Raw genomic sequence first — 23,059 nt, forward strand, 5'->3', positions numbered from 1 at the left:
GTCGCCGCCTGCGCTACTGCCCGATAAATTCGGCCCGGGTCTTGTCCAGGAAGGCCTGGTAGCCGATCTTGTAGTCTTCAGTATCAAAGCAGGCATAGCATTCGGCGAGCTCCTGCTCTGTGAGTTCCGGCTTCGGAGTCAGCCGGTTGATGAATTTCTTGTGCCAACGCGCCACGAGCGGCGCGCCACTGACAACCCGCTCAACGGCACGAGCGACGTCGGTCTCGAACTCCACATCGTCGATTACCCGTGTCAGGAGCCCTTTTTGCAGGGCTTCCTCGGCGTCGAAAATCCTTCCTTCCAACAGAATTTCAAGCGCGCCGGCGCGGCCTGCCAGCGTCAACAGGCCATGCAGATCGGAATAGGACATGACCAGCCCCAAGCGCTTGACGGGCACACCGAAACGGCTTGATCGCGCGCTGAGTCGCAAGTCGCAGTTCGACGCGATTTCAAGCCCACCTCCCACGCATGCGCCTTTGATTGCCGCAATGGTAGGATGGCGGCACTCGGCGATGGACCTCATCGCGCGATGTGCGGTGTCTGCATAGTGACGGGCTTGTTCTGTGCCGGCGCGAACACGAGTGAATTCTTCCACGTCCGCACCAGCGGCAAAAGCCTGGTCGCCCTGGCCGCGCAACACGACGCAACGAACATCCGGTTCGTCGGACAAACTGATGAAAGCATCCCCCAACGACTGCCACATGTTCAGCGTCAAGGCGTTGAGTTTCGCCGGATTGCTCAGGATAACGGTCGCTACATTGTCAGACCGTTCAACGAGTATGGAGTCATTCACAGATATATTCCTATAAGTCAGCCCGCCGTAATCGGGCAAGTGGTTGGTACAATGCTAATGAGCTCGCATCCATAATTCAAACTAGTATTTTTTACGCTGAAGCCAAGATTTATTCATGTAATTTGCCGTGCGTTGCGCGTGGCTACGGAGCGCCAATGTCAACTCGCATGCCCCCACTGAATCCATTAAGAACCTTCGAAGTTGCTGCGCGCCACCTCAGTTTTTCGCGGGCTGCCGACGAACTATTCGTTACCGCGGCGGCAGTGAGCCATCAAATCAAGACCCTGGAAGACAGTCTGGGGGTACGCCTGTTCACGCGACAAGGCAACAGCCTCACGCTTACGGAAACGGGCACGAACTATTTGCCGGCGATCCAGCAAGCTTTCAAGCAAGTGGCCGAGGCGACCTACCGCCTGCACAAGCGTGACCAACGCCCCATTCTAAGAATGAATGTGCCGCCCACCTTCGCCGTGAAGTGGCTCATCCCAAGGCTTGACCAGTTCTTCAAGCTGCATCCCGATATCGACGTCAAGGTGTCGACCTCGAACCATATGGTGGATTTTTCACGCGAAAACTTCGATCTGGTGATGTGCTATGGGCGCGGCAGCTATCCCGGCATGCAATCGAAGCGGTGCCTGCCTGTGGAAGTCTTTCCCGTCTGCAGCCCACACCTGCTCAAAGCCGGCCCACCCGTCACGAGGCCGGCGGACTTGAAGCATTACACATTGCTCCATGACGACAGCGTCTATAGCGACGGCAGCAACCCCGGCTGGAGCACGTGGTTCGACTTCGTTGGGTGCTCCGAGGTCGACGCCACGCGCGGACCATCATTCTGGCCCAGCCATTTGGTCATTGATGCCGCCCTGGACGGCCTGGGCGTCGCCTTGGCCAAAAAGCCATGGGTGGATAAGGACCTGGCATCAGGACGGCTAGTCCGGCTGTCCGACCTCTCGTTGCCTGTGGAATATTCGTACTACATTGTCTATCCCGACTCGAGAGCGGAAGACCCACTCATCACGACATTCGTGGAGTGGGTACAGTCCCAGGGCGGCGCGGCTGATTAGCAGCCTATTTTAAAGAAGGCCTCGCTGCTGCAGGCTGTGCATTAACTGGCGGATGCCGAAAGTCCAGGGAGGCAGCGCCTCGGAATGACGTACTGTGTTTACCAGGGCACCCAGCGCCGGTGTGGAGATTGAAACGCGGTCTCCCAGCTTGTGCGTAAAACCCTGTCCCTTGGCGCCACGATCGTCTGTAGGGGCAAACAATGTTCCGGTGAACAGCATTACGCCATCCGGATATTGGTGATGGAGTCCTATGGTCTGGCGTACCAGGTCTAGGAGGTCGCGGCTTATCTCGCTCAGTGAACTGTAGCCCTCGAGCACATAACCGTCTTCACCACGTATGGACAAGGAAATCTCCACGGTACGGGCATCGTCGATTGTGAAGTCATCATCCAGTACACGGATAAAAGGTCCCATGGCGCAAGATCCGTTATTGTCCTTTGCTTTCCCAAGCAATAACGCGCTGCGGCCTTCGATATCCCGCAAATTCACGTCATTGCCCAGCGTGACGCCTTTGACCCGGCCTTGCGAATCGACGGCAAGCACCAGTTCGGGTTCAGGATTGTTCCATTCCGACTTGCGCAGGATACCTATTTCTTCGCCCGATCCTGCGGATGAAAGCACAGGTGCTTTGGTAAATACTTCGGCGTCAGGGCCTATGCCAACTTCCAGATATTGCGACCATAAGCCATTGGACTGGAGGAATTCCTTGACCCTGGCCGCTTCCGGCGAGCCTGGCCGGACTTTCTGAATAGCCGTTCCAACAATATCGCTGATACTGGAACGAATCTGGTCTGCCTTGAGCGGATCCCCCGATGCCTTTTCCTCGATCACCCGCTCCAGCATGCTGCCTACGAAAGTAACCCCGCAGGCCTTGATGACCTGGAGGTCGCAGGGGGCGATGAAGCGAACAGCATCTTTTCGCTGAGCCAGTGTGTCTTCCACCACCTGCTCCAGTTGCCATTCCCGCCGCCCGGTTTGCAAACGCAGAAACCCCACCAGGTCATCGTGCTCAAGCAAACCGCTAACCGTGGACGCCACATGTGTGATATCGATGACTTTGCCGTCGCGCACGACTACGACGCAAGGAGCGCCGTCGTGTTGTGGATCGGCAATACGTCCGAGCAATGTCGCACGAGAAAGGTCTTGAGGCAAAAATTGTTCAATATCCGACGATGTCATCATGGGTTCTCGGCAAATCTCAAAGGATTATCAAGGCACTGCATGTCGATGTCATTGACGTCCTTGAGTCCCATCAATGTCATGGATGTTTCCATTTCGTTCTTCAGTATCGTGAACAACTTGTCCAAACCAGCACGCCCTCCGCAGGCCAGGCCGTAAAGATAAGGGCGTCCGACCAGGCAGAAATCCGCACCCATAGCCAAAGACTTGATCACATCCTGGCCGGAACGTATGCCGCCATCCAGGATCACTTCGACCTGTTTGTCCACAGCCCGCGCGATACGGTTGAGGCTGGAAATGGTAGACCTTACCCCATCCAGCTGCCGACCGCCATGATTGGATACCACGATGGCATCGCAGCCGCTGTCGATCGCCTTCCGAGCATCTTCAGGCGTAAGGACACCCTTGATGATCAACTTGCCTTTCCATAGCCGCCGTATCCATTCGACATCGCGCCAGTCAATTGAATCATCGTATTGCGATGCGCACCACTCAGCGAGACCGGTCATATTTCCGTTAGGTTGGGACAGAATTTCCTTCAGGTTACCGAAGCTGCGATTACGGGTCCTGGACATCTGAAAAAGCCACCCTGGCTTGCCCAGTGTGTTCAGCACATTGGCGGCCGTCATGCGCAGGGGCACGCTAAGGCCATTCTTCAGGTCCTTGTGCCTTTGCCCCGAAGTGGGCAGGTCGACGGTCAGAACCAGCGCTGAACATTTGGCCGCCTGGGCGCGTTGCACCAACATTTCGGTAAACCCCCGATCTTTCATTATGTACAACTGAAACCAATAGGGGTACGGATTGCTTTCGGCAAGTTGTTCCATCGAACAGATCGAGACGGTACTGAGGGTATACGGGATATTCCAGTCCGCCGCCGCCTTCAGGGCGACAATTTCCCCGTCCGGATAGTAGAGGCCCGCAAGTCCGGTGGGCGCGATACCAAATGGCAGCGCATAATCACGGCCCATCAACGATCTGCCGAGGTTCTTCTGCGACACGTTGACCATGACACGTTGCTTGAAATACAACTCGCCAAAGTCGCTGGAGTTCTCAGTCAGCGTCTTTTCATTGTAGGAGCCACCATCCATATAATCGAACAGCGATTTCGGCAGCTTTTTGCGAGACAGTTTCCTGAGGTCCTCGACGTTGGTAACGATGTCCATGGACGCTAACCCGCAGAGACAGAGAATGCGCCTTTTTGGGAAAGGGCGTGGATCTCGTCGGCCGACAATCCAAGTTCATTGAGCACATCTTGTGTATGTTGGCCAAGCAGCGGAGCGGGATACCTGACCTGTTGCGGCGTTTCGCTCAATTTCACAGGAAACCCGAGCGATTTAACCATACCTTCGACCGGGTGCTCGATATTGAGCACCATGCTCCTGGCTTGAGATTGTTCGCTGGCAAGGGCTTCATCATAATTATAGATGGGGGCTGCCGGCACGCCCTTGTCGAGCAGACGCTCCACCCACTCTTCGGCGGTAGCGGTTGCAAAGCTTGCTTCCAGTTCGCCGATCAGCTGCTCACGATTCTTCAGGCGTTCCACATTATCCAGATAGAGAGGATTCTCGACGAGATCGAGGCGTCCAATAACTTCACAGAGGCCGAGCCACAATTTCTGGTTCGCCGCACCCATGACGAAATAGCGGTCCGAAGCACGCACCGTCTGATAAGGAGCACTCATGCGATTGGCGCTGCCGATAGGCACAGGTAAACGACCGGTGCCCCAATATTCAGCGGTTTCCCATATCGATAATCCCAAAGCGCTTTCGAAAAGCGAGGCATCGACATACTGTCCCCGGCCCGACTCCTGCCGCCCTATGATGGCACTCAACACCCCATAAGCCGCAAACAGGCCCGATCCCAGGTCGGCGACCGGAATACTCGACTTCACCGGCGAAGCATTAGGGTGACCCATCACGCTCATTACGCCGGACATGGCTTGTGCAATCAGGTCGAATCCGGGGCGGTGCGCCCACGGGCCTGTCTGTCCAAATCCCGAAATGCTGGCGTACACCAGTCGGGGATTGATTTCTTTCAAGGTGTCGTAGTCGATGCCCAAACGCTTAGCGACCCCGGGCCGATTGTTCTCGACCACGATATCCGCGCTTTCCACCAACTTGTAGAAGGCGGCACGACCCGCTTCATTCTTTAGGTTGATCTCAATACTGCGCTTATTGCGATTGAGCGCAAGAAACCCGCCACTATCGGCGCCCTTCAATCTGAAGCCCATGGCTCGACGGGTCTGGTCGCCGACGCCGGGAGGCTCCACCTTGATCACATCGGCGCCCATGTCGCCAAGCAACATGCAGCAGTAAGGACCCGCCATCACTTGGCTGACGTCAAGGACTTTCAGTCCGGAAAGAGGAAGTTTCATAAAGAGTGATGTTTCTCGTTGATGCTCGATGGGCGGACACCCGATTGGTACAGGCCGCGTACGCGGGCACCGGGTCAGCGGCGCCCACAAAGGCTAAGTCTGGACGTTGGCCTGCTTGATGACCTTGGCCCATTTCTCGCCCTCCGCCATAATGAAATCGGCAAAACGCGTTGGCGTACCGCCGCCCTCGACGGCACCTTGTCGCAACAACTGTGCCGCCACATCGGGCATGGCAATAACCTTGTTGACCGTCGCATTGACCTCGTCGACGATCTGAGGCGAAAGGCCTGCCGGGCCGACAAGGCCATACCAGGTGCTGGCGTCAAATCCTGTGAACCCCTGCTCATCCATGGTCGGCACATCAGCAAAGGACTCCACCCGCTTGATATGCGATTGAGCCAGTGCGACAAGGTTGCCGCTAGCCACATGCGGGCCGGCAGACGGCATGGTGTCAAAGCTGAAGTTGATCTGACCGCCTAATAAATCAGTCATCATCGGTCCGGAGCCTTTGTATGGCACGTGCAATACGTCGACGCCGGCCATAAGCTTGAACAGCTCCAGCGCCATGTGCTGCGCAGAACCATTGCCAGCCGAACCGAATGTGATCTTGCCGGGATCCTGCTTGCACAACTGCACCAGCTCGGCCACCGTTTTCACCGGCTGATCCTTGTTTCCAACCAACAGCAAGGGTGTAATGCCGACCAAAACGATAGGTGTGAAGTCTTTCTGCACGTCATAACGTGGACTTGGCGTCAACGATGGAGCGATCGAATGGCTGCTGAAATTCGCCATCAGCAGGTTCGAACCATCGTTGATTTGACGCGCGGTATGTTCAGCTGCAATTACACCCGCCGCCCCAGGCTTGTTCTGGACCACGACATTGCGGTCAAGCAAAGGCCCCATCTTCTGGGCCAGCAGTCGGGCCACGGCGTCGGTGCCGCCGCCGGCCGAAAAACCCACCACCATAGAGATAGGTTTGTTCGGTAAGGCTTGGGCCAGGATCTGAGGGGCAAAGGCGAGCGATGCCGCCATCGTCAAGAAATTTCGTCTATTCACTGGTTCGTCTCCTTGGTCGGGCAGGTCAACTATATGTATATATTATGTCGATTCAAAATTTGGTTGCGCGACTGATGCGACAACCGGCGAAGGCCAGTGTACAAGCGGAGTTCGAGAGTCTCCAACGTATATTTATTAGGCCTAACCTCAAGAAAATTTCATCAATCAGTAGTGTCCCAACGTTTTCACATTAGGACTTAATAAGTTAATGATTTACCTTGGTTTTCTGGCATTTAAGTCTGGTCTCGATTTGAACATCGAGGCGATGACTTATGGTCTTGCATATCTGTACGCAAAGGACCGCCATGAACCAGGGCAAGCTTGTCTTTTCTCAGCTGATGGCGTTTCTGCCGCTGAGCACATTTCGTCGTTGCGTTGCTCGCTATCGGGGCAATCACAAGGTCAAGGATTTTTCCTGCATGGATCAGTTCTTGACGATGGCCTTTGCCCAGTTGACGTATCGGGAGTCGCTGCGCGATATCGAACTGAACCTGCGTGCGCAGACCAAGCGGCTGTATCACATGGGCCTGCGCTGCAAGACTGTCTCGCGCAACACCTTGGCCAACGCCAATGCCACGCGTCCTTGGCAAATTTATGCCGACTTTGCGCAGCATTTGATTGCGATGGCGCGTACTCTGTATGCGCAAGAGCCGCTGGCTGTCGATCTGGCGGCGACGGTCTATGCTTTCGATGCAACCACCATCGACCTGTGCCTGTCGGTGTATCCGTGGGCACCGTTTCGTCAACACAAGGCTGCCATCAAGCTGCACACCTTGCTGGATTTGCGCGGTTCGATTCCGACGTTCATCCACATCAGCGACGGCAAGACCCACGAGGTCAACACCTTGGATTACTTGCAGATCGAGCCTGATGCCTACTATCTGCTGGACCGAGGTTATCTCGATTTTGGGCGGCTGTTCCTGATCCATCAGGCCAGCGCCTTCTTCGTGACCCGGGCCAAGTCCAACACCCAATTCAAGCGCCGGTACTCCCGCCCTGTCGACCGAATCAATACCAATGTCGTGTGCGATCAAATCGGCGTGCTGACCGTCTTCTACTCCAGCAAGGACTATCCCGCGCCGCTGCGTCGCGTCGTGGTCAAAGACGAGAGTGGAAAGCGCATCACGTTCTTGACCAACAACTTCGCGCTGGAACCCAGCTTGATTGCAGACCTGTACCGACAACGCTGGCAGGTCGAGTTGTTCTTCAAATGGATCAAGCAACACCTGCGAATCAAAACCTTTCTGGGTACCAGCGAGAATGCGGTCAAGACGCAAATCTGGATCGCGGTCTGCACTTACGTGCTGATCGCCATTGCCAAGAAGCGCCTGCATCTGCCCCATAGTCTTCATGAAATCCTACAAATTCTAAGCCTAACCATGTTTGAAACAATGCCCATAAATCAACTACTTGAAAAACACGAACCCGACGACGACCCAGAGTTCGAGCCTAAACAGCTCGCCCTACTCTGAAAAACGTTGGGACACTACTGTTCATCAATGATTTTTTATTTTTGCGGTTAGGAATGGACCTTGCTGCCCACGATAGCTGCCGCCACGTCGGTGGTCGGCCGTTAAGCGCGTGAACCTTGAAGGACTACTGAAATGACGAACCAGAAAGACGATGTAAATCCCGGCGACGATGCGGCGCCGGGCACCGCCGGGACGGGCGAAGTGCCCTGCCCCGATTGCAATGGAACAGGTGACTTGAACGGTGTGTCATGTAAAAACTGTGGCGGTACAGGCAAGGTGATAAAGGGCGTAGGCGGGGCCTGATACCACTCACATGCTCAAACGGCAAGCATGTCGGCCGGTACCCGAGCGCTGCGTCCCGCGAGGCGCTCGAACTCAACAAGATCGTGGCCACAAAACAGCTCGACCTCATCGGGGAAGCTGCGTTTCAGCGCGCGCAGACGTGCCTGGTTGTTGTGCCTGGCGGCGCTATCTTTTTCCATCATCCATTGGTAGAACACCAGTCCGGGCGTGCATCTCGGATGAACGGCATCCATTTCCCGATGGTAAAAGTAGGCGTCGCCGGCCTGCAGCAACCATTTATCGCCACGCTGCACGGCCACGCCCGAATGGCCGAAGGTGTGGCCCACCAACGGTACAAGCGCAATGTCCGGGGGCAATCCGTCAAGGGCACGAACCCGCTCCAGGCCGAACCAGTCTTCGCCTTCGCCGGCGGGATAGACCTTCCACTGCTCTTTGGTCGACCACTGCTGCGGACGGAACCGTTGCCGGTCCAGCCAAGTTTTCTGCAGGAAAGCGTAGTCTCTCTCGGCGGCGAGCATATGAACCGTCGCTTGCGGAAAGTCGTCCAGGCCTCCGGCATGGTCAAAATCGAGATGGGTGAGAATAATATGCCGGACATCGCGCGGGTCGAAACCTAAAGCCTGTATTTGTCGAAACGCAGTCATCTCGTCCCGGAAGTCCGGCTTCAGCATGGAGAGGAAGAAGCGACTGAGCCTGCGCTTCGGATCGGCAACATCGCGCCGTCCAAGGCCTGTATCGACCAATATCAGTTCGGTGCCCGTTTCAATCAAAAGACAATGGCAGGTGAGGTGCCCACGCCGGACGACAGAATCGGTCACGCCGTCCATGAGCTTGCCGCCCATGGGGCAGGTTGAAATACAGTTCAGGTGATGAATACGCATGTCGCCCCCGGTGGCGTGAAGCCCGCCTTATCGTGACATCGGTAGACGGCACCCCGTCAGGGAGCGCCGTCTATGCCCTGCGCAGCAAGAGGTATTCCCGCGTGGCGGGGCTATGCATAGTGGGTGAATTAATCCAGCAGATCCGCCGGGACGTTGCCGCCATTGGCCGCAACACGGGCCAGCACGGCCTTATGCAGCCACATATTCATCTGTGCCGAATCGGCCATCAGGTTGGCGGGACAACCCAGCTCGGTCGCCAGTTCCTTGCGCGCAGTCAGGCTGCTATCGATGTCCAGTAATTTCAGGAGGTCGACAATAGACGTACGCCAATTCAGTTTTTCGGGATGTGCTGCGGCTTTTTGCTCGAGTTGCGCCACGACATCTACGACGGGTACTGCACGCGGCTGGGCCACCGAGGTGGTACTCGAGTCGGCTGGCGCTATATTGACCGCCGCGGGACTAGTGTCGCCCGTGGCCGGTGCTTCGACGGGTGTGGCGCCTGCTGCTGGCGCTGCCGAAGCCCCACCTATGCCCAATTTATCAAGAATCTTGCTGAAAAGTCCCATATCAACTCCTGGAAGATCGGTGTAATAGCGAAAGGCGCAACGCGTCACACCAACGCGACGCACCTTTTTCAATATACCCACCTTCCCGCCACATAGTTGTCAGGGTATGCAACAGCCGTGATTATTTGCGTACGGTCTTTTTCCGATTCGCCCAATAGGTGAATTCCGGCGCATAGCAGGAAATTTCCATCTCCGCGGCTTTTTCCTGCATGTATTCCTGTGCGTCCTGGACCGCCTGGTTGTAGATACTGGGCCCGAACTCTTGCACGAGGAACTTTACAAACATACGCGCGCGAAGCTCTCCCAGGTCTTCATTTTCTTCCTGCTTCCAATACCGCCGCAGAGAATCGGCCAGCTGGTCTTCGGTCTCGGTTTTAAGCTTGATGGACATTCTTCACCTTGTGAAATTCGAGTGGCATGGACGAGGTAGATCCAGTACGTGGATTTTTTCCTCCTTTATCCATGCCATGTTGGCATGCGCGGCCGTTTCACCATTCATTTGCCTGATCACCTTCCCGCGCAGGATCTATTTGTAAGGTAGATTCTATCTTGGCCGATTTGACTACTGAATCAGTTCAATTATTTCAAGATACCCAACCTGGACGATATGGCAAGCCATGACGCATCAGCAATCCACACGCTCCCGTAGAAGAACATGGCTGTTCCCCCTGCTTCTCCTTCTATCGGGTGGGCTGCTGCTGGGGCTGTCTACCAATTTGGCCAAACTGGCAGGTGAGATCGGCCTGGCGCCACTGGCTCTTCTCGGCTGGTCGATGACCGGTGCGGCGGTAATTCTGCTGACCGTGGCGGCGCTACGCCGCAGCCTCCCACCCATCAACCCACGCACCTTAAGGTACTACGCAATATCGGCGCTGGTCAGCGTCGCCGCATCCAACTTCATCTTTTTTTCCGCTATCCCGCACGTGGGTGCCAGCTTCGTGGCGCTCATCATCACGCTGCCGCCCCTGCTGACCTACGTTGGAGCGCTGGCCTTGAAGATGGAACGCTTCCAGATGACTCGGGCCCTGGGGGTTGCGGCAGCGCTGGCCGGCGCCGGCGTGCTCGCTGCCAGTCAGTTGAGGATGCCGCAAGCCGACGTATTCTGGATTCTTGTTGCGCTCGTTGGACCCATGCTGTTGGCCGTGGGCAATCTTTACCGGACCTTGCATTGGCCCGAGGGTGTTTCGGCCGAGGCGCTGGCCCCCGGCATGGTGACTGGCGCCGCAATCATGCTGCTGCTGGCGGGCTTTTTGCCCGGCTACTCCCTGGCCGTGCCGACGGATCGTAGCCTGCCGTTCGTCCTGATCCTTGCCCAGACCTTGATTTTTGCCGGGCAATTCCAGCTGTTATTCCTTCTACAGAAAGCCGGCGGCCCCGTCTTATTAAGTCTTCTTGGATCGGTCGGCGCTATTGTTGGCGTGCCGGTCGCCATCTTCCTGCAGAACGAAGCGCCGCCACAAGCCTTGATGCCGAGTGCCGCGCTGATTGCGCTAGGCATCACCTTGGTAGCCGTGGGTCAGGCGAAAGCACGACCAAAAACATGATTTTCGCGGACGGCCAACACAAGTGCAGAAATCGTCGGCGAAGCGCCACGACCCAAGCTGCCCGGCGCCGCCTGGCAACGCGTTGCCAGGCCAATCGTCAATCTTTTGCCGAAGGCTGCGCCGCCCCATACGTCAGCTTCCCACCCTCAACCCGTGCGGGCGAGGTCATTGGGTGCACCACGGCGTGCTTGTCGCCCATGATATGCAGCACCTTGACGCCGCGTACGCATAGCGCGTCTGAGATCATGGAACGATGGCAGCGCCACCAGACCGCTTCGGCGCACATCAGGGCAACATGTGACCCGCTGGCGACTTCGAGAAGCGCTTCAAGTCCTTCCGTGAATTCGGGCGTGGACATATAGTCAGCGTAACCGCGAAATGAGGTGTTGCGCCAGGCGGTATTGGGTGAATCCGGGCTGGTGCGCCGACGTCCACCCAATATCTGGAACCATTGATACGCAACGCCATGGTCGCGCAGCGTGGCTCCCACTGCGTCTTTGCCATACTGCGGATATTTGCGGGACCCGGGGAAACTTCGTACGTCCACGACTGTTTCAATCCCGTATTCGGCCAGCAGAGCAAGAAACTCTTCGATGGGCCGGGTCGAGTGGCCTATCGTCCAGATTGTCTCTACGCCGGATAGTTTTGCGTTTTTTGAGCTGCTTGATGAACTTGGCATGCCCCCTCCGCTACGAATTGGCGGGCAACACTCGCCAAGCCCGCATGGCTACTATAACGTCACCGCTGCGCTCCGCGCTGACACAGATAGCCCAGCACCGCCTGCTGCCCGCCGGCGAACTCGATGCGCTTGGACCTGAGCTGCCGCTGGTAGACGTACATGGGGTCGTAGTATTCGGTCAGCAGACCCTCGATCCAACCCAGGTGCATTTCAATCGCGCCGCTGCGCGCCTGTTCAATCAGGGCGGCGTCCATGATTGCCGCCAGCCGCTGGTGGCGATCATGCCCCAGGCGCTTGACGATGTTGTCCAGGCTCTGGCGCAGACGCTCGGCGTACAGCCCGAAACCTTTTTCTTCGCCATGCAGCGTATCGAATTCGTTGCGCAAACCGACCACATAGTCGCGCAGTATGCGCTGCATCCGATTCTCAAGGCTATCTTCCAGCCAGACGACCGGATACGTTTGCATGCCTTGGTACAGCAGCAATGGCAAGCTGCAGCTGCCTATGGCGCGGCTCTCATCTTCCAGAACGAATAAACTGTGTCCCGCGGCGCACTTCTTGAGAATGTCGACGGCCAGGCCATTCTCGAAGTCGATCTGTGCAGGTTGCCCGACGGCATGCTTTCCAAAGCTGGAGCCGCGATGCCGCGCATGCCTCTCCAGATCCAGGCCGTTGCTCAACTGCAGCAGTACATCGGTCTTGCCGGTGCCCGTCATGCCGCCCAGCACAACAAAACTACAGTCGTTGACTGCCTGCTCGGTCGTCTCCAGCAGAAAAGTGCGCATGGCCTTGTAGCCGCCGATCACCCGTGGGTACTCGATGCCGGCCTCTTCCTTCAACCATTGCTGAGTAATCTGCGAGCGCAAGCCTCCGCGAAAGCAATAGAGGTAGCCGTCGGGGTTGGCCCGTGCGAACGCCGCCCATGCTGCGATGCGTTGCGCCTTGATCTGGCCTGACACGAGTTCATGACCCAGCGCGATGGCCGCATCCTGGCCGCGCTGTTTGTAGCAGAGCCCGACTTTCTGTCGCTCGCCATCATCCATGAGCGGCAGATTGATGACACCAGGGAAAGCGCCCTTGCTGAACTCGACGGGCGCGCGGGCGTCCATCATGGGCACATTGTCAAGAAACAGCGCCTGATAATTGCTGGTGTCCTCGCGCATCACACCACTTCTATCGCATGAGGCTGTCTCGCGATCAGTTCACCGATCGGGGCCAACTGCAGGCCGAATTCAGCCGCCGCGGCCAGGAATTCGGCTTCGCCTTCGGGCGTCACCGCCACCAGCAGACCTCCGCTGGTCTGGGGATCGCAAAGCAGGTTCAATTGATCTTGGCTGATGGGCGCGATGCGCTCACCATAACTGTCAAAGTTGCGCCCCGTCCCGCCGGGCACGCAGCCTTCCGCCAGGTAATGATCGACGCCCGGCAGACGCGGCACCTTGGCAAACTCGATGCGGGCGCTTACGCCGCTGCCGTCAGCCATTTCCACCAGATGGCCCAGCAAACCAAAACCGGTGACGTCTGTCATGGCCATGACGCCATCCAGCTTGCCGAAGCGACTGCCCGGCGTGTTCAACGTGCACATCCAGTCCCGCGCCAGTCCGATATCCTCGGCGCGCAACTTGGACTGTTTCTCGGCGGTCGTCAGAATACCGATGCCTAGCGGTTTGGTCAGATATAGCTTGCAACCGACGGTGCCGGTGTCATTGCGCTTGAGGCGTGTCTTGTCCACCACGCCGGTAACGGCCAGGCCAAAGATCGGCTCCGGTGCGTCGATGGAGTGACCGCCGGCCAAGGGGATGCCGGCGGCGTCGCAGGCCGAACGCCCGCCGCGTATCACTTCGCGTGCCACCTCCGGCGGCAACAGGTTGACCGGCCACCCCAGGATGGCAATGGCCAACAACGGATCGCCACCCATTGCATAGATATCGCTGATGGCGTTGGTCGCCGCGATACGACCGAAATCGAAGGGATCATCCACGATAGGCATGAAGAAATCGGTGGTCGATACCACGCCACGTTGCTCATCCAGTGCATAGACCGCCGCATCATCCCGCGAGGCGTTGCCTACCCACAGCTTGGGATCGAGGTTCTGCGCGCCGCTGCCGGCCAGTATTACCTCCAGCACCTTGGGCGAAATCTTGCATCCGCAGCCCGCTCCGTGGCTGTATTGGGTAAGGCGTATGGGACTGTTCATGGATACTCCGCGATGGCTTAACGCTGGCAATTCTAAACCCTTCACCCCGACAGGCGCTGAAACGTGATGAGGCATAGCAAAGAGGTTTCTCTCCCGGCCAAACGCTGTAATCCATACATCTTAGTTGCAACCAGCGGTTTCCCACGCATCGGCGCCAATCAGGCAAGCTGCGCACTGTGCTGCCAGTCACCGTTGAAGCGGTATGCCCTGATCGCGACATGGCCGGCCCACGATCCCAATTTACATTTGCACCAGAACATTCTCGCAATGATACGGATTGTCATTGTGTCGCTCTTATTGGTTGCTAGGATCACGCGTGGTACTCGTCCGCAAGGCAATCGCGCGGCACTCATCCGTCCACACCTCCTGGGAGTTAATCATGGCATCCGCATTCAACGGTTTATGGAATAGGGACCAGCTCCCTGATATTGATGATGTAATCGGCGTTGCAAAGAAAGGACTGAACAAGGCAATGGATGCCTTTCATCAGTTCAGCAACCACGATGGGCACGGCCGCGGTCACGGAAATGATCACTGGCATGGCCACGGAGGCAATCACGGGCATGGTCATGGGCATGGCAACGGCCACGGTAATGGCCATGGTCACGGGCATAGCCATGGACACGGAGGCAATCATGGACATGGACATGGCAACGGTCATGGGCATGGCAATCCCAACCGTTTCACCGCCGAATTGAACGACGCCAGCGGTACGGCGACCTTCGTCACGGAATTCGGCAGTATTCCCGTGCAATGGTCTGGAGAAGGCGAGGCCGTCGCGCGCCGCCAGGGCGACAAGCTTACGCTGGCCCTGACTGGAGAATTATTGCTGACGGCTCCCGGCGGGCAGGAATTTTCCATTACACCGTCCGACCTGCTGCGCTTGCGCGACGGTCTGGGCGACACCGGTGAGTTGACATTGGATGACATCAAGGATGCCGCCGCACCGTTGATCCAGTTCCTGGCAGCACGCGGCATAGACGCCACGGGCGCCAGCCTGGATGGCGAAACACTGAGCTTTTCCTTTGACATATCCGACGCAGCGGCACTCCCGCCCAACATGTCCCTGACCGAGGCCTTCACCACCAATGCCACCATTGATCTGACGGTCGTGGCCCAGGTCATGAAAAACCTGGTCATTGACCTCGTCACGACAGAGGGCGCAATAAACCTGGGTACCGATTTTCCGATAGGCCAGTTCCTGCAGGAGGTAATCATCGAGGGCGGTGGCACGCTGGACCTGGGACCCATATCCATCGATGCGGAAGGCTCTTCCACATTCGACGTGTCCACACTGACCGCAGACGTTGATGCCGACATCGTTATCGACGCCGGCGACTCCGACTTACCCGGCTGGGCGGTCATGCTCGGTGGTGGCGATGACAGCATCAGTTTGCGTGTCGAGTCCGATGACGGCGTCATCGATTCGGGCGCCAGCACCAATCGGCAGATCGACCTGGGCGCCGGCGACAATACGCTCTACCTGACCGGCGGCCTGGGTGTAACGATCGAGGCCGGAAAGGGCGACAACTGGATCCAGTTCACAGAGCAGGTGTCCAACCTGGTGGATGTTGGCAGCGAAGAAGGCATCCGCGCCAGCGTGATCAATGTCAGGGACTTCAGCACTGGCGACGAGTTGGCGTTTGGCCAGCATGCCGATGCGGCGGGCCCGCGCGAACTTACAGGTCCGGTGATCGAAGGCGAACGAATGGATGTCACCGTGGACGCGAATGCCGATCTGTTAGCCAAGCTGCAAACCGCCGCTGCCAATGTCGACGTGGACGGCTGGACCGCATTCCAGCACGAAGACGACACCTTCATCTTCGTTCAGAATGGCACGGATGAACTGGAAACAGGTGACGGTTTGATCCAACTGGTCGGCTATTCGGGAGAATTGAACGACAGCAATTTCGTGCAGCCTGTCGCGGCCTGATCGGCTGATTGGGCTTTAGCTAATGGATAACGCCGACCGCCTCAGGGCGGTCGGTTTTTCATGGTGAAGATGCAAATACGGACATCCGACATGAACCTCATCATCAGATCACCTATCAGTCCTGATCTTTAGGCGCGGCTTAACTCTATTTACGAGAAAGACCAACAGCAGAATCCAATATGTGCCGCATCATTTGCTTAACATAGGCGGGCAGCTCCTCTGCGGTTCGTACGCAGAGCATCAAGTCTCTGGACGCCCACGCATCGGTCAGCTCAAGACGCTTGATGCGCGCGGACCTCGCGCAGCGTATGGCGGCGGTTTTTGGCACCACCCCGATGCCTATGCCTTGGCCGACCATCCGGCAGACAGCTTCAATACTGCGCAGGCGTACCCGATAACTAAGATGTTTACCCGCCCTGCGCGCATGAAAGGTAACGTGTTCCTGTAGCGCACTGCCCTCGACCAACCCCACGAAGTCATAGCCGGCAACTTCTGAAAGACTAATGGAAGTGCGTTGTGCCAATTCATGGTCCCTGGCGACGATCAACGCCAAAGGATCAGGACGAAAGGCATAGGTTTCCAAGCCTTGCAGGTCGGCGGAGTCAGCCACGACACCGATGTCGGCCATGCCGGCTCGTACTGTGTCGGCGATTTCATAACTAAGCATTTCTTCAAGGTCAACCGACACCTGTGGATGCCGTGCTAAGAAGTCGCTCAGGATTTCGGGCAGATATTCGCTAAGGGCGGAGGTATTGCAGAGCAGGCGCACATGCCCTTTTAGTCCCTTGCCGTATTGGTCGAGGTCACCCCGCATGCGATCCATCTGCTGCAGGACGATACGCGCATGGTGCAATAGGGTTCGTCCTGCCGGGGTTATTTGAACCCCACGCCGGTCGCGCATCAACAGGGCTACGCCCAGGGCGTCTTCCATGCCTTTGATGCGCTCGCTCGCCGACGCCAAGGTCATGTGTGAACGGTGGGCGCCGCCCGTGATGGTGCCGGCCTCTTGAACATTCAAGAACAAGCGTAGATCGGTCAGGTCAAAACGCATAAAAAATCATAGCACGGTGATACTTAGGCAGCGCCTGAGGCAGGCTTCGACAGATCCTGATTACTGAAAAGAAGAACTCGCTTCAGAATGGATACTTATGTGTATAGCTGGAGCCTCTGAAAATAATGTTTCCTGAAATGATTGCCAGGTTATCGCCGGAGTTGCTTGTCCTCGTTGCCATGGTCTTTGTGCTCGCCGGTGTAATCAAAGGGGTCGTGGGCATGGGCCTGCCTACGGTTTCGATGGCATTGCTGGTGCTCCTGATGAGTCCGGCACAAGCCGCCGCACTGCTTATTATTCCCTCTTTAGTTACCAACCTGTGGCAAGCCGGACCTTTGCACAGGCTGCTGCCTTTGCTCCGAAGAATCGGCGGCATGCAGCTGGGGGTAGCCAGCGGTACCTTGCTGGGCGCCATGGTTTTCGGGGCACCAACCGGGCAGTGGGCTTCCATAGCGCTCGGGGTCGCGCTCGTGGCCTATGCCGCATGGGGCCTTTTTGGCACACCGTTGGCCGTACCCGCTTGCATGGAAAGGTGGCTCGGGCCTTTGGCAGGGCTATTGACGGGAATAATCACGGCCGGTACCGGCGTATTCGTTGTGCCGGCGGTGCCCTATCTACAGGCGTTGGCGCTTGAACGAGACGACCTGGTTCAAGCCATGGGCGTTTCCTTTACCGTCTCTACCGTGGCGTTGGCTGCAGGGCTGTTGATCAACGACAGCTATTCGATCGGGGCGGCAGGCACGTCGATGGTGATGCTTGTTCCCGCCTTGGCGGGCATGTATATGGGCCAACGGTTACGTAAATCACTTTCACCCGCTGCATTTCGGACCTGTTTCTTTGTGAGCCTGGTGGTATTGGGAACGTATCTGACCATTGAGGCTTTCCCGTTCTAGGATGTCCGGGGATCAGGTCAATCAGCGTGTTGTGCCAGGATCGCGGCCAATAATCCCGGAAATCGGCTTTCAATGTCTGCGCGTCGCAGGCTATTCATATGTATCGTTCCGCTATTCTGGGTAAACACCAGCCCGGCTTCGCGCAGCACCTTGAAATGATGAGATACGGTGGACTTGGGGCGTCCGCCGTCCAGTTCGCCACAGCTTGCAGTTTCAACGCGAGCAAGATGCCGAACGATGTCGAGGCGTATGGAATCGCTCAACGCATACAGCACACGTTCGAGAGAAAACTCACTGGCAGCGGGATGTTTGAATGGACGCATGAGCAGCATCATACACTTTGACCTATAATTATTCTAATGTTCGTATATCTTCGAACTAACGAATTTATTTTAAAATAGCCACAAAGGCCATCATGTCTGCTCTGTTCCAACCCTTCAAGCTCAAAGACGTCACTCTGCGCAATCGTATTGCGGTCCCGCCGATGTGCCAATACATGGCCGTCGATGGATTAGTCAACGATTGGCATTTGACTCATTACACCAGCATGGCGCGTGGAGGTGCGGGACTGGTTATCGTTGAAGCGACTGCCGTATCTCCCGAAGGACGCATTACTCCCGGGTGCACAGGCATCTGGAGCGATGATTTAGCTCAAGCGTTTATTCCCGTTGTGCAAGCCATCAAATCGGCGGGTGCTGTGCCAGGAATTCAAATCGCCCATGCTGGAAGAAAGGCCAGCGCCAATCGTCCCTGGGAGGGAGACAACCACATCGCTGAAAACGATGCGCGCGGCTGGCAAACGATTGCGCCATCCGCCATCGCGTATGGCAATGAGTTGCCGAAGCAGCCTCAGGCGATGACCCTGGATGATATCGAACGCGTACGTCAAGACTTTGTCGATGCCGCCAAACGGGCGCGTGATGCCGGTTTTGAATGGCTTGAATTGCATTTCGCCCATGGTTACCTCGCGCAAAGCTTTTTCTCTGCGCATTCGAATCATCGCAACGACATCTACGGCGGGAGCGCGGAGAATCGGGCACGTTTCCTTCTGGAAACCTTACGGGCGGTACGCGAAGTTTGGCCAGAAAACCTTCCCCTGACTGTACGCTTTGGCGTCCTCGAGTACGACGGGCGCGATGAGCAAACTCTGGTCGAGTCAATAGGCCTCGTACGCGATTTTAAAGCGGCAGGTATGGACATGATCAATGTCAGCATCGGCTTTACGGTACCCGAAACGTCCATTCCGTGGGGGCCGGCTTTTTTGGGACCGATCGCCGAACGTGTCCGTCGCGAAGCAGACGTCCCGGTCAGTTCCGCATGGGGATTTGGCACACCGGAAGTCGCCGAGCGCGTCGTCAAGGAGGAGCAGCTTGATGTTGTCATGGTGGGAAGAAGCCATTTGGCAAATCCTCATTGGGCCCACTTCGCCGCCAAGCAGCTCGAGGTGGAGCGCGCATCGTGGACCCTGCCGGCGCCGTACGCCCATTGGCTCGCACGCTACTAAAACCATGAACCGGCGGCAACGCCACCAGGCTGCTTGGGCGCACATCAGGGCGGTATGAGACTTGCTCGCAATCCCAAGTGACTACTCTCAGGGAGAGACGGCATGTTGAATCAACAGACCAAAGACACTATCAAGGTAACTGTACCCGTACTTGCCGAGCAGGGGTACGACATCATCCAGCGTTTCTATAGGCGGTTATTCGAAGCTCATCCCGAATTGAAGAACGTATTCAACATGGCGCACCAGGAGCGCGGGCAGCAGCAAGAGGCCCTTGCCCGCGCAGTGTATGCCTATGGCGCCAATATAGAGAATCCGCAAGCACTGGACACGTTGCTTAAAGGCATCGCGCACAAACATGCCAGTCTCGGCGTACAGCCGGAGCACTATCCCATTGTCGGCGAACATCTGCTTGGGGCCATGAAAGACGTTCTTGGCGATGCCGCAACGGACGACATTATCTCGGCCTGGGCGGCGGCCTATGGGCAACTTGCGGACACGCTGATGGGCATGGAGAGGGAGCTTACGGATGATCGCAACTCGGCACCCGGGGGATGGAAAGGGTGGCGTGAGTTCGCCGTGCGTAGAAAGCAAGCCGAAAGCGATATCATTACTTCGTTTTATTTGGAGCCTGTAGATGGAAATCCCGTGGTCGATTTCCAGCCGGGCCAGTACATCGGTATTGCGGTGAATGTTCCCGATATCGGTTTGCAGCAGATACGCCAGTACAGCCTGTCTGACTCGCCTAACGGAAAAGGCTATCGAATTTCCGTCAAGCGTGAGGCGGGCAATGAGGCGCATCCTGCGGGCTATGTCTCCAACTTGCTTCATAACGAGGTCAATGAAGGCGATGTCGTCAAATTATCCGCGCCTTACGGCACCTTCTTTATCGACACCACCGCAACGACCCCTTTAGTGCTGATAAGTGGCGGTGTCGGCCTGACCCCCATGATCAGCATGCTGAAGAAAACATTGGAAAATCCGCAGCGCCGGGTGCACTTCGTTCATGGCGCGCGCAACAGTTCCGTACAGGCCATGCGCAATAGATTGAAGGAAGCGGCGGCCCAGCACGATAACTTTCATCTCACCGTTTTTTACAATGAACCTCTGGCCAGCGACGAGCAAGGTCGCGATTACGACTATGCCGGGCTGGTCGACGTCAAGCAAATTGCCGATGCCATCTTGGCCGACGATGCCGACTACTACATTTGCGGACCGGTGCCCTTCATGCGCATGCAGCACGACGCCTTGATGAATCTGGGTGTTCCGGAGGAAAAGATACACTACGAAGTCTTCGGCCCGGATTTATTTGCCGAATAGCGATTGGGTTATGTCCGGCACCGCATACATGCCGAGCTGGTCAAGATCGGCGAAAAAATCGGCGGCCTGCTGGTATGCCTGCGGCGACCGGCCGGCATGTTGAGTCGTAGAGAGCAAGCCTGGCCTCGCCGTCATCGTTCACCCCCCCGCCTTGCGGAAAGTAAAATTGATACGCTGGCTCCCCAGCAATGGATGCGGTTGGTCTTTGAGGGGCATCACGCCGTGATAGCGTAATCTGTCCTCTCCGCCCCATACCGCGACGTCACCATGATGAAGAGGCACTTTCATCGTCTTATCGCTGCGTTGGTGGCCGCCAAACAGAAAAACAGCGCTCATGCCCAGCGACACGGAGACAATGGGAGCGTCGTAGTCGCGTTCGTTTTTATCCTGATGCAACGACAGGCGCGCGCCAGGCAAATAGCGATTGACCAGGCAGGCGTCGGGTTCAAAATTATCAAAGCCGGCCGCGGCAGCCGCCTGGCGCGCCGTTCTCGCAAACACCGCCGGCATGGCCGGCCAGGGCTGGTCGCTATCCGGATCAATGGTCGTGTATCGATAGCCGCGCCTGTCCGTTGTCCAGCCAAGCGTCCCGCAATTGGTCAGGGCCACCGACATAGTGAATCCGCCGGGTGTGACCATGTGCCTGAAGGGCGAGACCTGCTCCAGAAGCTCGATAGCGGGTAGCAGCTCGCCCACAAAGGGCAAGGCGAAGCCGCGTAGAACAAACGCATCCGGCCCCAGGAAATCGCGTTCGCCCGCACTGGGTGAAAATAGCTCAAGGTTCATACGGTTCCCGTCTATCCACCGTATTAACGCGCATCCACGTAGGCGCGTTGGTGGCCGAGATTATCTCGGTCATCACGAACTCGCCACCAGTGAAATCTTCACCGGGGCACGATAGCAAGATGGCAACCCGCATCGGAAATACTTGATCGCCATACATATCCTGATGCAGGCAATTGTAATCGTCCCTACGGTACTGAAGCATCAGCGGCGTGGGTCGCATCTGGCCCGCAGCATGGCAGCGTTCGATCAGAGAACCGCTTGTTTGTCAGTCGGCATTGACCCGACAGCACTATTCAGCAGGCAAAGCGCGGCGCGCATTGATCGGCGGGACTTAATAGGCGTTTACCTCTACACTGCAGAGTGCAAGAAGCTGCCGGGCAAGAGTTGAACAGACTCTGCCTGGCATTCTTATTTGGAAACTTTGTACGCTGAGTAGAAATCAAGGAAAACCACCATGAGTCAGTCCATTCGCATCGCAATTGCCGGTTACGGCAACCTGGGGCGCGGCGTTGAAGCCGCGATAGCCAAGAATTCCGACATGTTGCTCACCGGCATCTACACCCGTCGCCCGCCTTCGCAGTTGAAACCCAGGCAGGAGGCGAGCCCCGTGTATTCGATGGAAGCGCTAAACGGGGACGTGGACAAGATCGATGTCCTGATTCTCTGCGGCGGTTCGAAGGAAGATTTGCCGAAGCAAGGTCCCGAATTGGCTGCACTGTTCAATACGGTGGACAGCTTTGATACTCATGCACGCATTCCTGAGTATTTCGCAGCGGTCGATGGGCCGGCACGCGCCAACCGCAAGACCGCACTGATTTCGGCAGGATGGGATCCCGGCATGTTTTCCATCAATCGCGTGTACGGCGAAGCGCTGCTGCCCGACGGCGCGACCTATACCTTCTGGGGCAAAGGACTCAGCCAGGGACACTCGGATGCCATTCGGCGCATACCCGGGGTAGCCGGTGGCGTCCAATACACCGTTCCAGCCCAGGAGGCATTGGATAGAGTGCGTGACGGTTCCCGGCCGATACTGACAACACGCCAGAAGCATACGCGCGATTGTTTCGTTGTCCTTGAAGCCGACGCCAACCCCGAGGCGGTTAAACGCGCCATCGTCACCATGCCGCATTATTTTGATGAGTACGACACTACGGTAGCCTTCATCACAGAGGAAGAATTGCGCCGTGAGCACAATGCCATGCCGCACGGCGGGGTCGTCATTCGCTCCGGCAACACCACGGCGGAAAACGCGCAGGTCGTGGAATACTCGCTTAAATTAAGCAGCAACCCGGAATTCACATCCAGCATACTTGTAGCCTACGCCCGGGCCGTACATCGCATGCAACAGGCGGGTCAGTATGGCGCCAAGACGGTATTCGATGTCGCCCCTGGCCTGCTCTCGGCGAAAAGCCCGGAGCAATTGCGCGCCGAGGACTTGTGAGGGGATCTGGCTATCTTTCGTGGTGC

Annotated in this window: 24 protein-coding genes and 1 pseudogene; 9 read left to right on the plus strand and 16 right to left on the minus strand. The window is 56.9% G+C overall.

Annotation, left to right across the window (positions count from 1 at the left end; all coding sequences use genetic code 11):
• Positions 1-13: 13 nt before the first annotated feature.
• Positions 14-793 (minus strand): enoyl-CoA hydratase-related protein, encoded by a 780-nt coding sequence (locus CR159_RS10915; RefSeq protein ID WP_102073988.1) that lies wholly within the window; start codon positions 791-793, stop codon positions 14-16.
• Between the two features lie 155 nt (positions 794-948).
• Here CR159_RS10915 and CR159_RS10920 point away from each other — a divergent pair, with 155 nt between their 5' ends.
• Positions 949-1,857 (plus strand): transcriptional regulator GcvA, encoded by a 909-nt coding sequence (locus CR159_RS10920; protein WP_102073989.1) that lies wholly within the window; start codon positions 949-951, stop codon positions 1,855-1,857.
• 9 nt (positions 1,858-1,866) lie between these two features.
• On the opposite strand, the gene CR159_RS10925 is transcribed toward CR159_RS10920, so the two are convergent.
• The 4 genes from CR159_RS10925 to CR159_RS10940 all read right to left on the minus strand — a co-directional run bounded on the left by CR159_RS10925 (position 1,867) and on the right by CR159_RS10940 (position 6,466).
• Positions 1,867-3,036, minus strand: coding sequence for a fumarylacetoacetate hydrolase family protein (locus CR159_RS10925; RefSeq protein ID WP_199173299.1), 1,170 nt, complete (start codon positions 3,034-3,036; stop codon positions 1,867-1,869).
• Positions 3,036-4,199, minus strand: coding sequence for an alpha-hydroxy acid oxidase (locus tag CR159_RS10930; protein WP_102073991.1), 1,164 nt, complete (start codon positions 4,197-4,199; stop codon positions 3,036-3,038). The genes CR159_RS10925 and CR159_RS10930 overlap by 1 nt, the downstream gene beginning before the upstream one ends.
• 5 nt (positions 4,200-4,204) lie before the next feature.
• The gene (locus tag CR159_RS10935; RefSeq protein ID WP_102073992.1) at positions 4,205-5,410 is read right to left on the minus strand and encodes a CaiB/BaiF CoA transferase family protein; all 1,206 of its coding nucleotides are present in this window, start codon (positions 5,408-5,410) and stop codon (positions 4,205-4,207) included.
• A gap of 93 nt (positions 5,411-5,503) precedes the next feature.
• Positions 5,504-6,466 carry a Bug family tripartite tricarboxylate transporter substrate binding protein gene (locus CR159_RS10940; protein ID WP_233208265.1) on the minus strand — a complete coding sequence of 321 codons (963 nt, stop codon included), beginning with the start codon at positions 6,464-6,466 and terminating at the stop codon, positions 5,504-5,506.
• Between the two features lie 305 nt (positions 6,467-6,771).
• Here CR159_RS10940 and CR159_RS10945 point away from each other — a divergent pair, with 305 nt between their 5' ends.
• A complete protein-coding gene (locus tag CR159_RS10945) occupies positions 6,772-7,938 on the plus strand; it encodes an IS4 family transposase (RefSeq protein WP_102074096.1) in 1,167 nt (388 codons plus the stop codon).
• A 132-nt stretch (positions 7,939-8,070) separates the two neighbouring features.
• A complete protein-coding gene (locus CR159_RS21675; protein ID WP_199173291.1) occupies positions 8,071-8,241 on the plus strand; it encodes a hypothetical protein in 171 nt (56 codons plus the stop codon).
• A 14-nt stretch (positions 8,242-8,255) separates the two neighbouring features.
• Here the strand turns inward: CR159_RS21675 and CR159_RS10950 are convergent, their stop codons facing one another.
• The 3 genes from CR159_RS10950 to CR159_RS10960 form a co-directional block, all read right to left on the minus strand.
• Positions 8,256-9,122: an MBL fold metallo-hydrolase gene (locus tag CR159_RS10950; protein WP_102073994.1), complete on the minus strand. Its 867-nt coding sequence runs from the start codon at positions 9,120-9,122 to the stop codon at positions 8,256-8,258.
• Between the two features lie 128 nt (positions 9,123-9,250).
• Positions 9,251-9,688: a DUF3597 domain-containing protein gene (locus CR159_RS10955; RefSeq protein WP_102073995.1), complete on the minus strand. Its 438-nt coding sequence runs from the start codon at positions 9,686-9,688 to the stop codon at positions 9,251-9,253.
• A 121-nt stretch (positions 9,689-9,809) separates the two neighbouring features.
• The gene (locus tag CR159_RS10960) at positions 9,810-10,079 is read right to left on the minus strand and encodes a DUF2164 domain-containing protein (protein ID WP_102073996.1); all 270 of its coding nucleotides are present in this window, start codon (positions 10,077-10,079) and stop codon (positions 9,810-9,812) included.
• Positions 10,080-10,305: 226 nt separating this feature from the next.
• On the opposite strand from CR159_RS10960, the gene CR159_RS10965 reads away from it, so the two are divergent.
• The gene (locus CR159_RS10965; RefSeq protein ID WP_102073997.1) at positions 10,306-11,232 is read left to right on the plus strand and encodes an EamA family transporter; all 927 of its coding nucleotides are present in this window, start codon (positions 10,306-10,308) and stop codon (positions 11,230-11,232) included.
• Between the two features lie 97 nt (positions 11,233-11,329).
• Here CR159_RS10965 and CR159_RS10970 read toward each other — a convergent pair whose 3' ends face one another.
• The 4 genes from CR159_RS10970 to CR159_RS21575 form a co-directional block, all read right to left on the minus strand.
• Positions 11,330-11,911, minus strand: a complete 582-nt coding sequence (locus CR159_RS10970; protein WP_102073998.1) for a DUF488 domain-containing protein — start codon at positions 11,909-11,911, stop codon at positions 11,330-11,332.
• A gap of 59 nt (positions 11,912-11,970) precedes the next feature.
• A complete protein-coding gene (mnmH, locus tag CR159_RS10975) occupies positions 11,971-13,074 on the minus strand; it encodes a tRNA 2-selenouridine(34) synthase MnmH (protein ID WP_102073999.1) in 1,104 nt (367 codons plus the stop codon).
• The gene (gene selD, locus CR159_RS10980) at positions 13,074-14,108 is read right to left on the minus strand and encodes a selenide, water dikinase SelD (RefSeq protein ID WP_102074000.1); all 1,035 of its coding nucleotides are present in this window, start codon (positions 14,106-14,108) and stop codon (positions 13,074-13,076) included. The genes mnmH and selD overlap by 1 nt, the downstream gene beginning before the upstream one ends.
• A gap of 400 nt (positions 14,109-14,508) precedes the next feature.
• Positions 14,509-14,775, minus strand: a complete 267-nt coding sequence (locus tag CR159_RS21575; RefSeq protein ID WP_158238529.1) for a hypothetical protein — start codon at positions 14,773-14,775, stop codon at positions 14,509-14,511.
• Positions 14,776-14,802: 27 nt separating this feature from the next.
• Here CR159_RS21575 and CR159_RS21580 point away from each other — a divergent pair, with 27 nt between their 5' ends.
• Positions 14,803-16,041: a hypothetical protein gene (locus CR159_RS21580; protein WP_158238530.1), complete on the plus strand. Its 1,239-nt coding sequence runs from the start codon at positions 14,803-14,805 to the stop codon at positions 16,039-16,041.
• Between the two features lie 145 nt (positions 16,042-16,186).
• On the opposite strand, the gene CR159_RS10990 is transcribed toward CR159_RS21580, so the two are convergent.
• A complete protein-coding gene (locus tag CR159_RS10990) occupies positions 16,187-17,092 on the minus strand; it encodes a LysR family transcriptional regulator (protein WP_102074001.1) in 906 nt (301 codons plus the stop codon).
• A gap of 125 nt (positions 17,093-17,217) precedes the next feature.
• On the opposite strand from CR159_RS10990, the gene CR159_RS10995 reads away from it, so the two are divergent.
• Positions 17,218-17,985 (plus strand): sulfite exporter TauE/SafE family protein, encoded by a 768-nt coding sequence (locus CR159_RS10995; RefSeq protein ID WP_102074002.1) that lies wholly within the window; start codon positions 17,218-17,220, stop codon positions 17,983-17,985.
• 17 nt (positions 17,986-18,002) lie between these two features.
• Here CR159_RS10995 and CR159_RS11000 read toward each other — a convergent pair whose 3' ends face one another.
• On the minus strand, positions 18,003-18,308 hold the full coding sequence (locus tag CR159_RS11000; RefSeq protein WP_102074097.1) for an ArsR/SmtB family transcription factor: 306 nt from the start codon (positions 18,306-18,308) through the stop codon (positions 18,003-18,005).
• Between the two features lie 92 nt (positions 18,309-18,400).
• Here CR159_RS11000 and CR159_RS11005 point away from each other — a divergent pair, with 92 nt between their 5' ends.
• On the plus strand, positions 18,401-19,489 hold the full coding sequence (locus CR159_RS11005; protein ID WP_102074003.1) for an NADH:flavin oxidoreductase/NADH oxidase: 1,089 nt from the start codon (positions 18,401-18,403) through the stop codon (positions 19,487-19,489).
• 102 nt (positions 19,490-19,591) lie between these two features.
• Positions 19,592-20,806: an NO-inducible flavohemoprotein gene (gene hmpA / locus CR159_RS11010; RefSeq protein WP_102074004.1), complete on the plus strand. Its 1,215-nt coding sequence runs from the start codon at positions 19,592-19,594 to the stop codon at positions 20,804-20,806.
• A gap of 138 nt (positions 20,807-20,944) precedes the next feature.
• Here hmpA and alkB read toward each other — a convergent pair whose 3' ends face one another.
• Together alkB and CR159_RS11020 are read right to left on the minus strand one after the other, a co-directional pair.
• Positions 20,945-21,592, minus strand: a complete 648-nt coding sequence (gene alkB, locus CR159_RS11015; protein ID WP_102074005.1) for a DNA oxidative demethylase AlkB — start codon at positions 21,590-21,592, stop codon at positions 20,945-20,947.
• Positions 21,593-21,656: 64 nt separating this feature from the next.
• Positions 21,657-21,845 (minus strand): annotated as a pseudogene (locus CR159_RS11020) (2OG-Fe(II) oxygenase); the annotation flags it as partial.
• Positions 21,846-22,046: 201 nt separating this feature from the next.
• Here CR159_RS11020 and CR159_RS11025 point away from each other — a divergent pair.
• Complete coding sequence (locus tag CR159_RS11025) at positions 22,047-23,033, plus strand: diaminopimelate dehydrogenase (protein ID WP_102074006.1); 987 nt, start codon at positions 22,047-22,049, stop codon at positions 23,031-23,033.
• Positions 23,034-23,059: the final 26 nt, after the last annotated feature.

Origin of the sequence: Pollutimonas subterranea (genome assembly GCF_002849655.1) — a bacterium.
In the GTDB taxonomy this organism is placed as follows: Bacteria; Pseudomonadota; Gammaproteobacteria; order Burkholderiales; family Burkholderiaceae_B; genus Pollutimonas; species Pollutimonas subterranea.

Bases quoted from the DNA above. Each gene is read 5' to 3' on its own strand.
- CR159_RS11025 (WP_102074006.1), top strand. From the start codon at position 22,047: ATGAGTCAGTCCATTCGCATCGCAATTGCCGGTTACGGCAACCTGGGG.
- mnmH (WP_102073999.1), bottom strand. From the start codon at position 13,074: ATGCGCGAGGACACCAGCAATTATCAGGCGCTGTTTCTTGACAATGTG.
- CR159_RS10920 (WP_102073989.1), top strand. From the start codon at position 949: ATGTCAACTCGCATGCCCCCACTGAATCCATTAAGAACCTTCGAAGTT.
- CR159_RS11000 (WP_102074097.1), bottom strand. From the start codon at position 18,308: ATGCGTCCATTCAAACATCCCGCTGCCAGTGAGTTTTCTCTCGAACGT.
- CR159_RS10955 (WP_102073995.1), bottom strand. From the start codon at position 9,688: ATGGGACTTTTCAGCAAGATTCTTGATAAATTGGGCATAGGTGGGGCT.
- CR159_RS10950 (WP_102073994.1), bottom strand. From the start codon at position 9,122: ATGCGTATTCATCACCTGAACTGTATTTCAACCTGCCCCATGGGCGGC.
- CR159_RS10930 (WP_102073991.1), bottom strand. From the start codon at position 4,199: ATGGACATCGTTACCAACGTCGAGGACCTCAGGAAACTGTCTCGCAAA.
- CR159_RS10925 (WP_199173299.1), bottom strand. From the start codon at position 3,036: ATGACATCGTCGGATATTGAACAATTTTTGCCTCAAGACCTTTCTCGT.
- CR159_RS21675 (WP_199173291.1), top strand. From the start codon at position 8,071: ATGACGAACCAGAAAGACGATGTAAATCCCGGCGACGATGCGGCGCCG.
- hmpA (WP_102074004.1), top strand. From the start codon at position 19,592: ATGTTGAATCAACAGACCAAAGACACTATCAAGGTAACTGTACCCGTA.
- CR159_RS10990 (WP_102074001.1), bottom strand. From the start codon at position 17,092: ATGCGTTTTGACCTGACCGATCTACGCTTGTTCTTGAATGTTCAAGAG.
- selD (WP_102074000.1), bottom strand. From the start codon at position 14,108: ATGAACAGTCCCATACGCCTTACCCAATACAGCCACGGAGCGGGCTGC.
- CR159_RS10965 (WP_102073997.1), top strand. From the start codon at position 10,306: ATGACGCATCAGCAATCCACACGCTCCCGTAGAAGAACATGGCTGTTC.
- CR159_RS10995 (WP_102074002.1), top strand. From the start codon at position 17,218: ATGTTTCCTGAAATGATTGCCAGGTTATCGCCGGAGTTGCTTGTCCTC.
- CR159_RS11005 (WP_102074003.1), top strand. From the start codon at position 18,401: ATGTCTGCTCTGTTCCAACCCTTCAAGCTCAAAGACGTCACTCTGCGC.
- CR159_RS10935 (WP_102073992.1), bottom strand. From the start codon at position 5,410: ATGAAACTTCCTCTTTCCGGACTGAAAGTCCTTGACGTCAGCCAAGTG.
- CR159_RS21575 (WP_158238529.1), bottom strand. From the start codon at position 14,775: ATGCCCATGACCGTTGCCATGTCCATGTCCATGATTGCCTCCGTGTCC.
- CR159_RS10970 (WP_102073998.1), bottom strand. From the start codon at position 11,911: ATGCCAAGTTCATCAAGCAGCTCAAAAAACGCAAAACTATCCGGCGTA.
- CR159_RS10960 (WP_102073996.1), bottom strand. From the start codon at position 10,079: ATGTCCATCAAGCTTAAAACCGAGACCGAAGACCAGCTGGCCGATTCT.
- alkB (WP_102074005.1), bottom strand. From the start codon at position 21,592: ATGAACCTTGAGCTATTTTCACCCAGTGCGGGCGAACGCGATTTCCTG.
- CR159_RS10945 (WP_102074096.1), top strand. From the start codon at position 6,772: ATGAACCAGGGCAAGCTTGTCTTTTCTCAGCTGATGGCGTTTCTGCCG.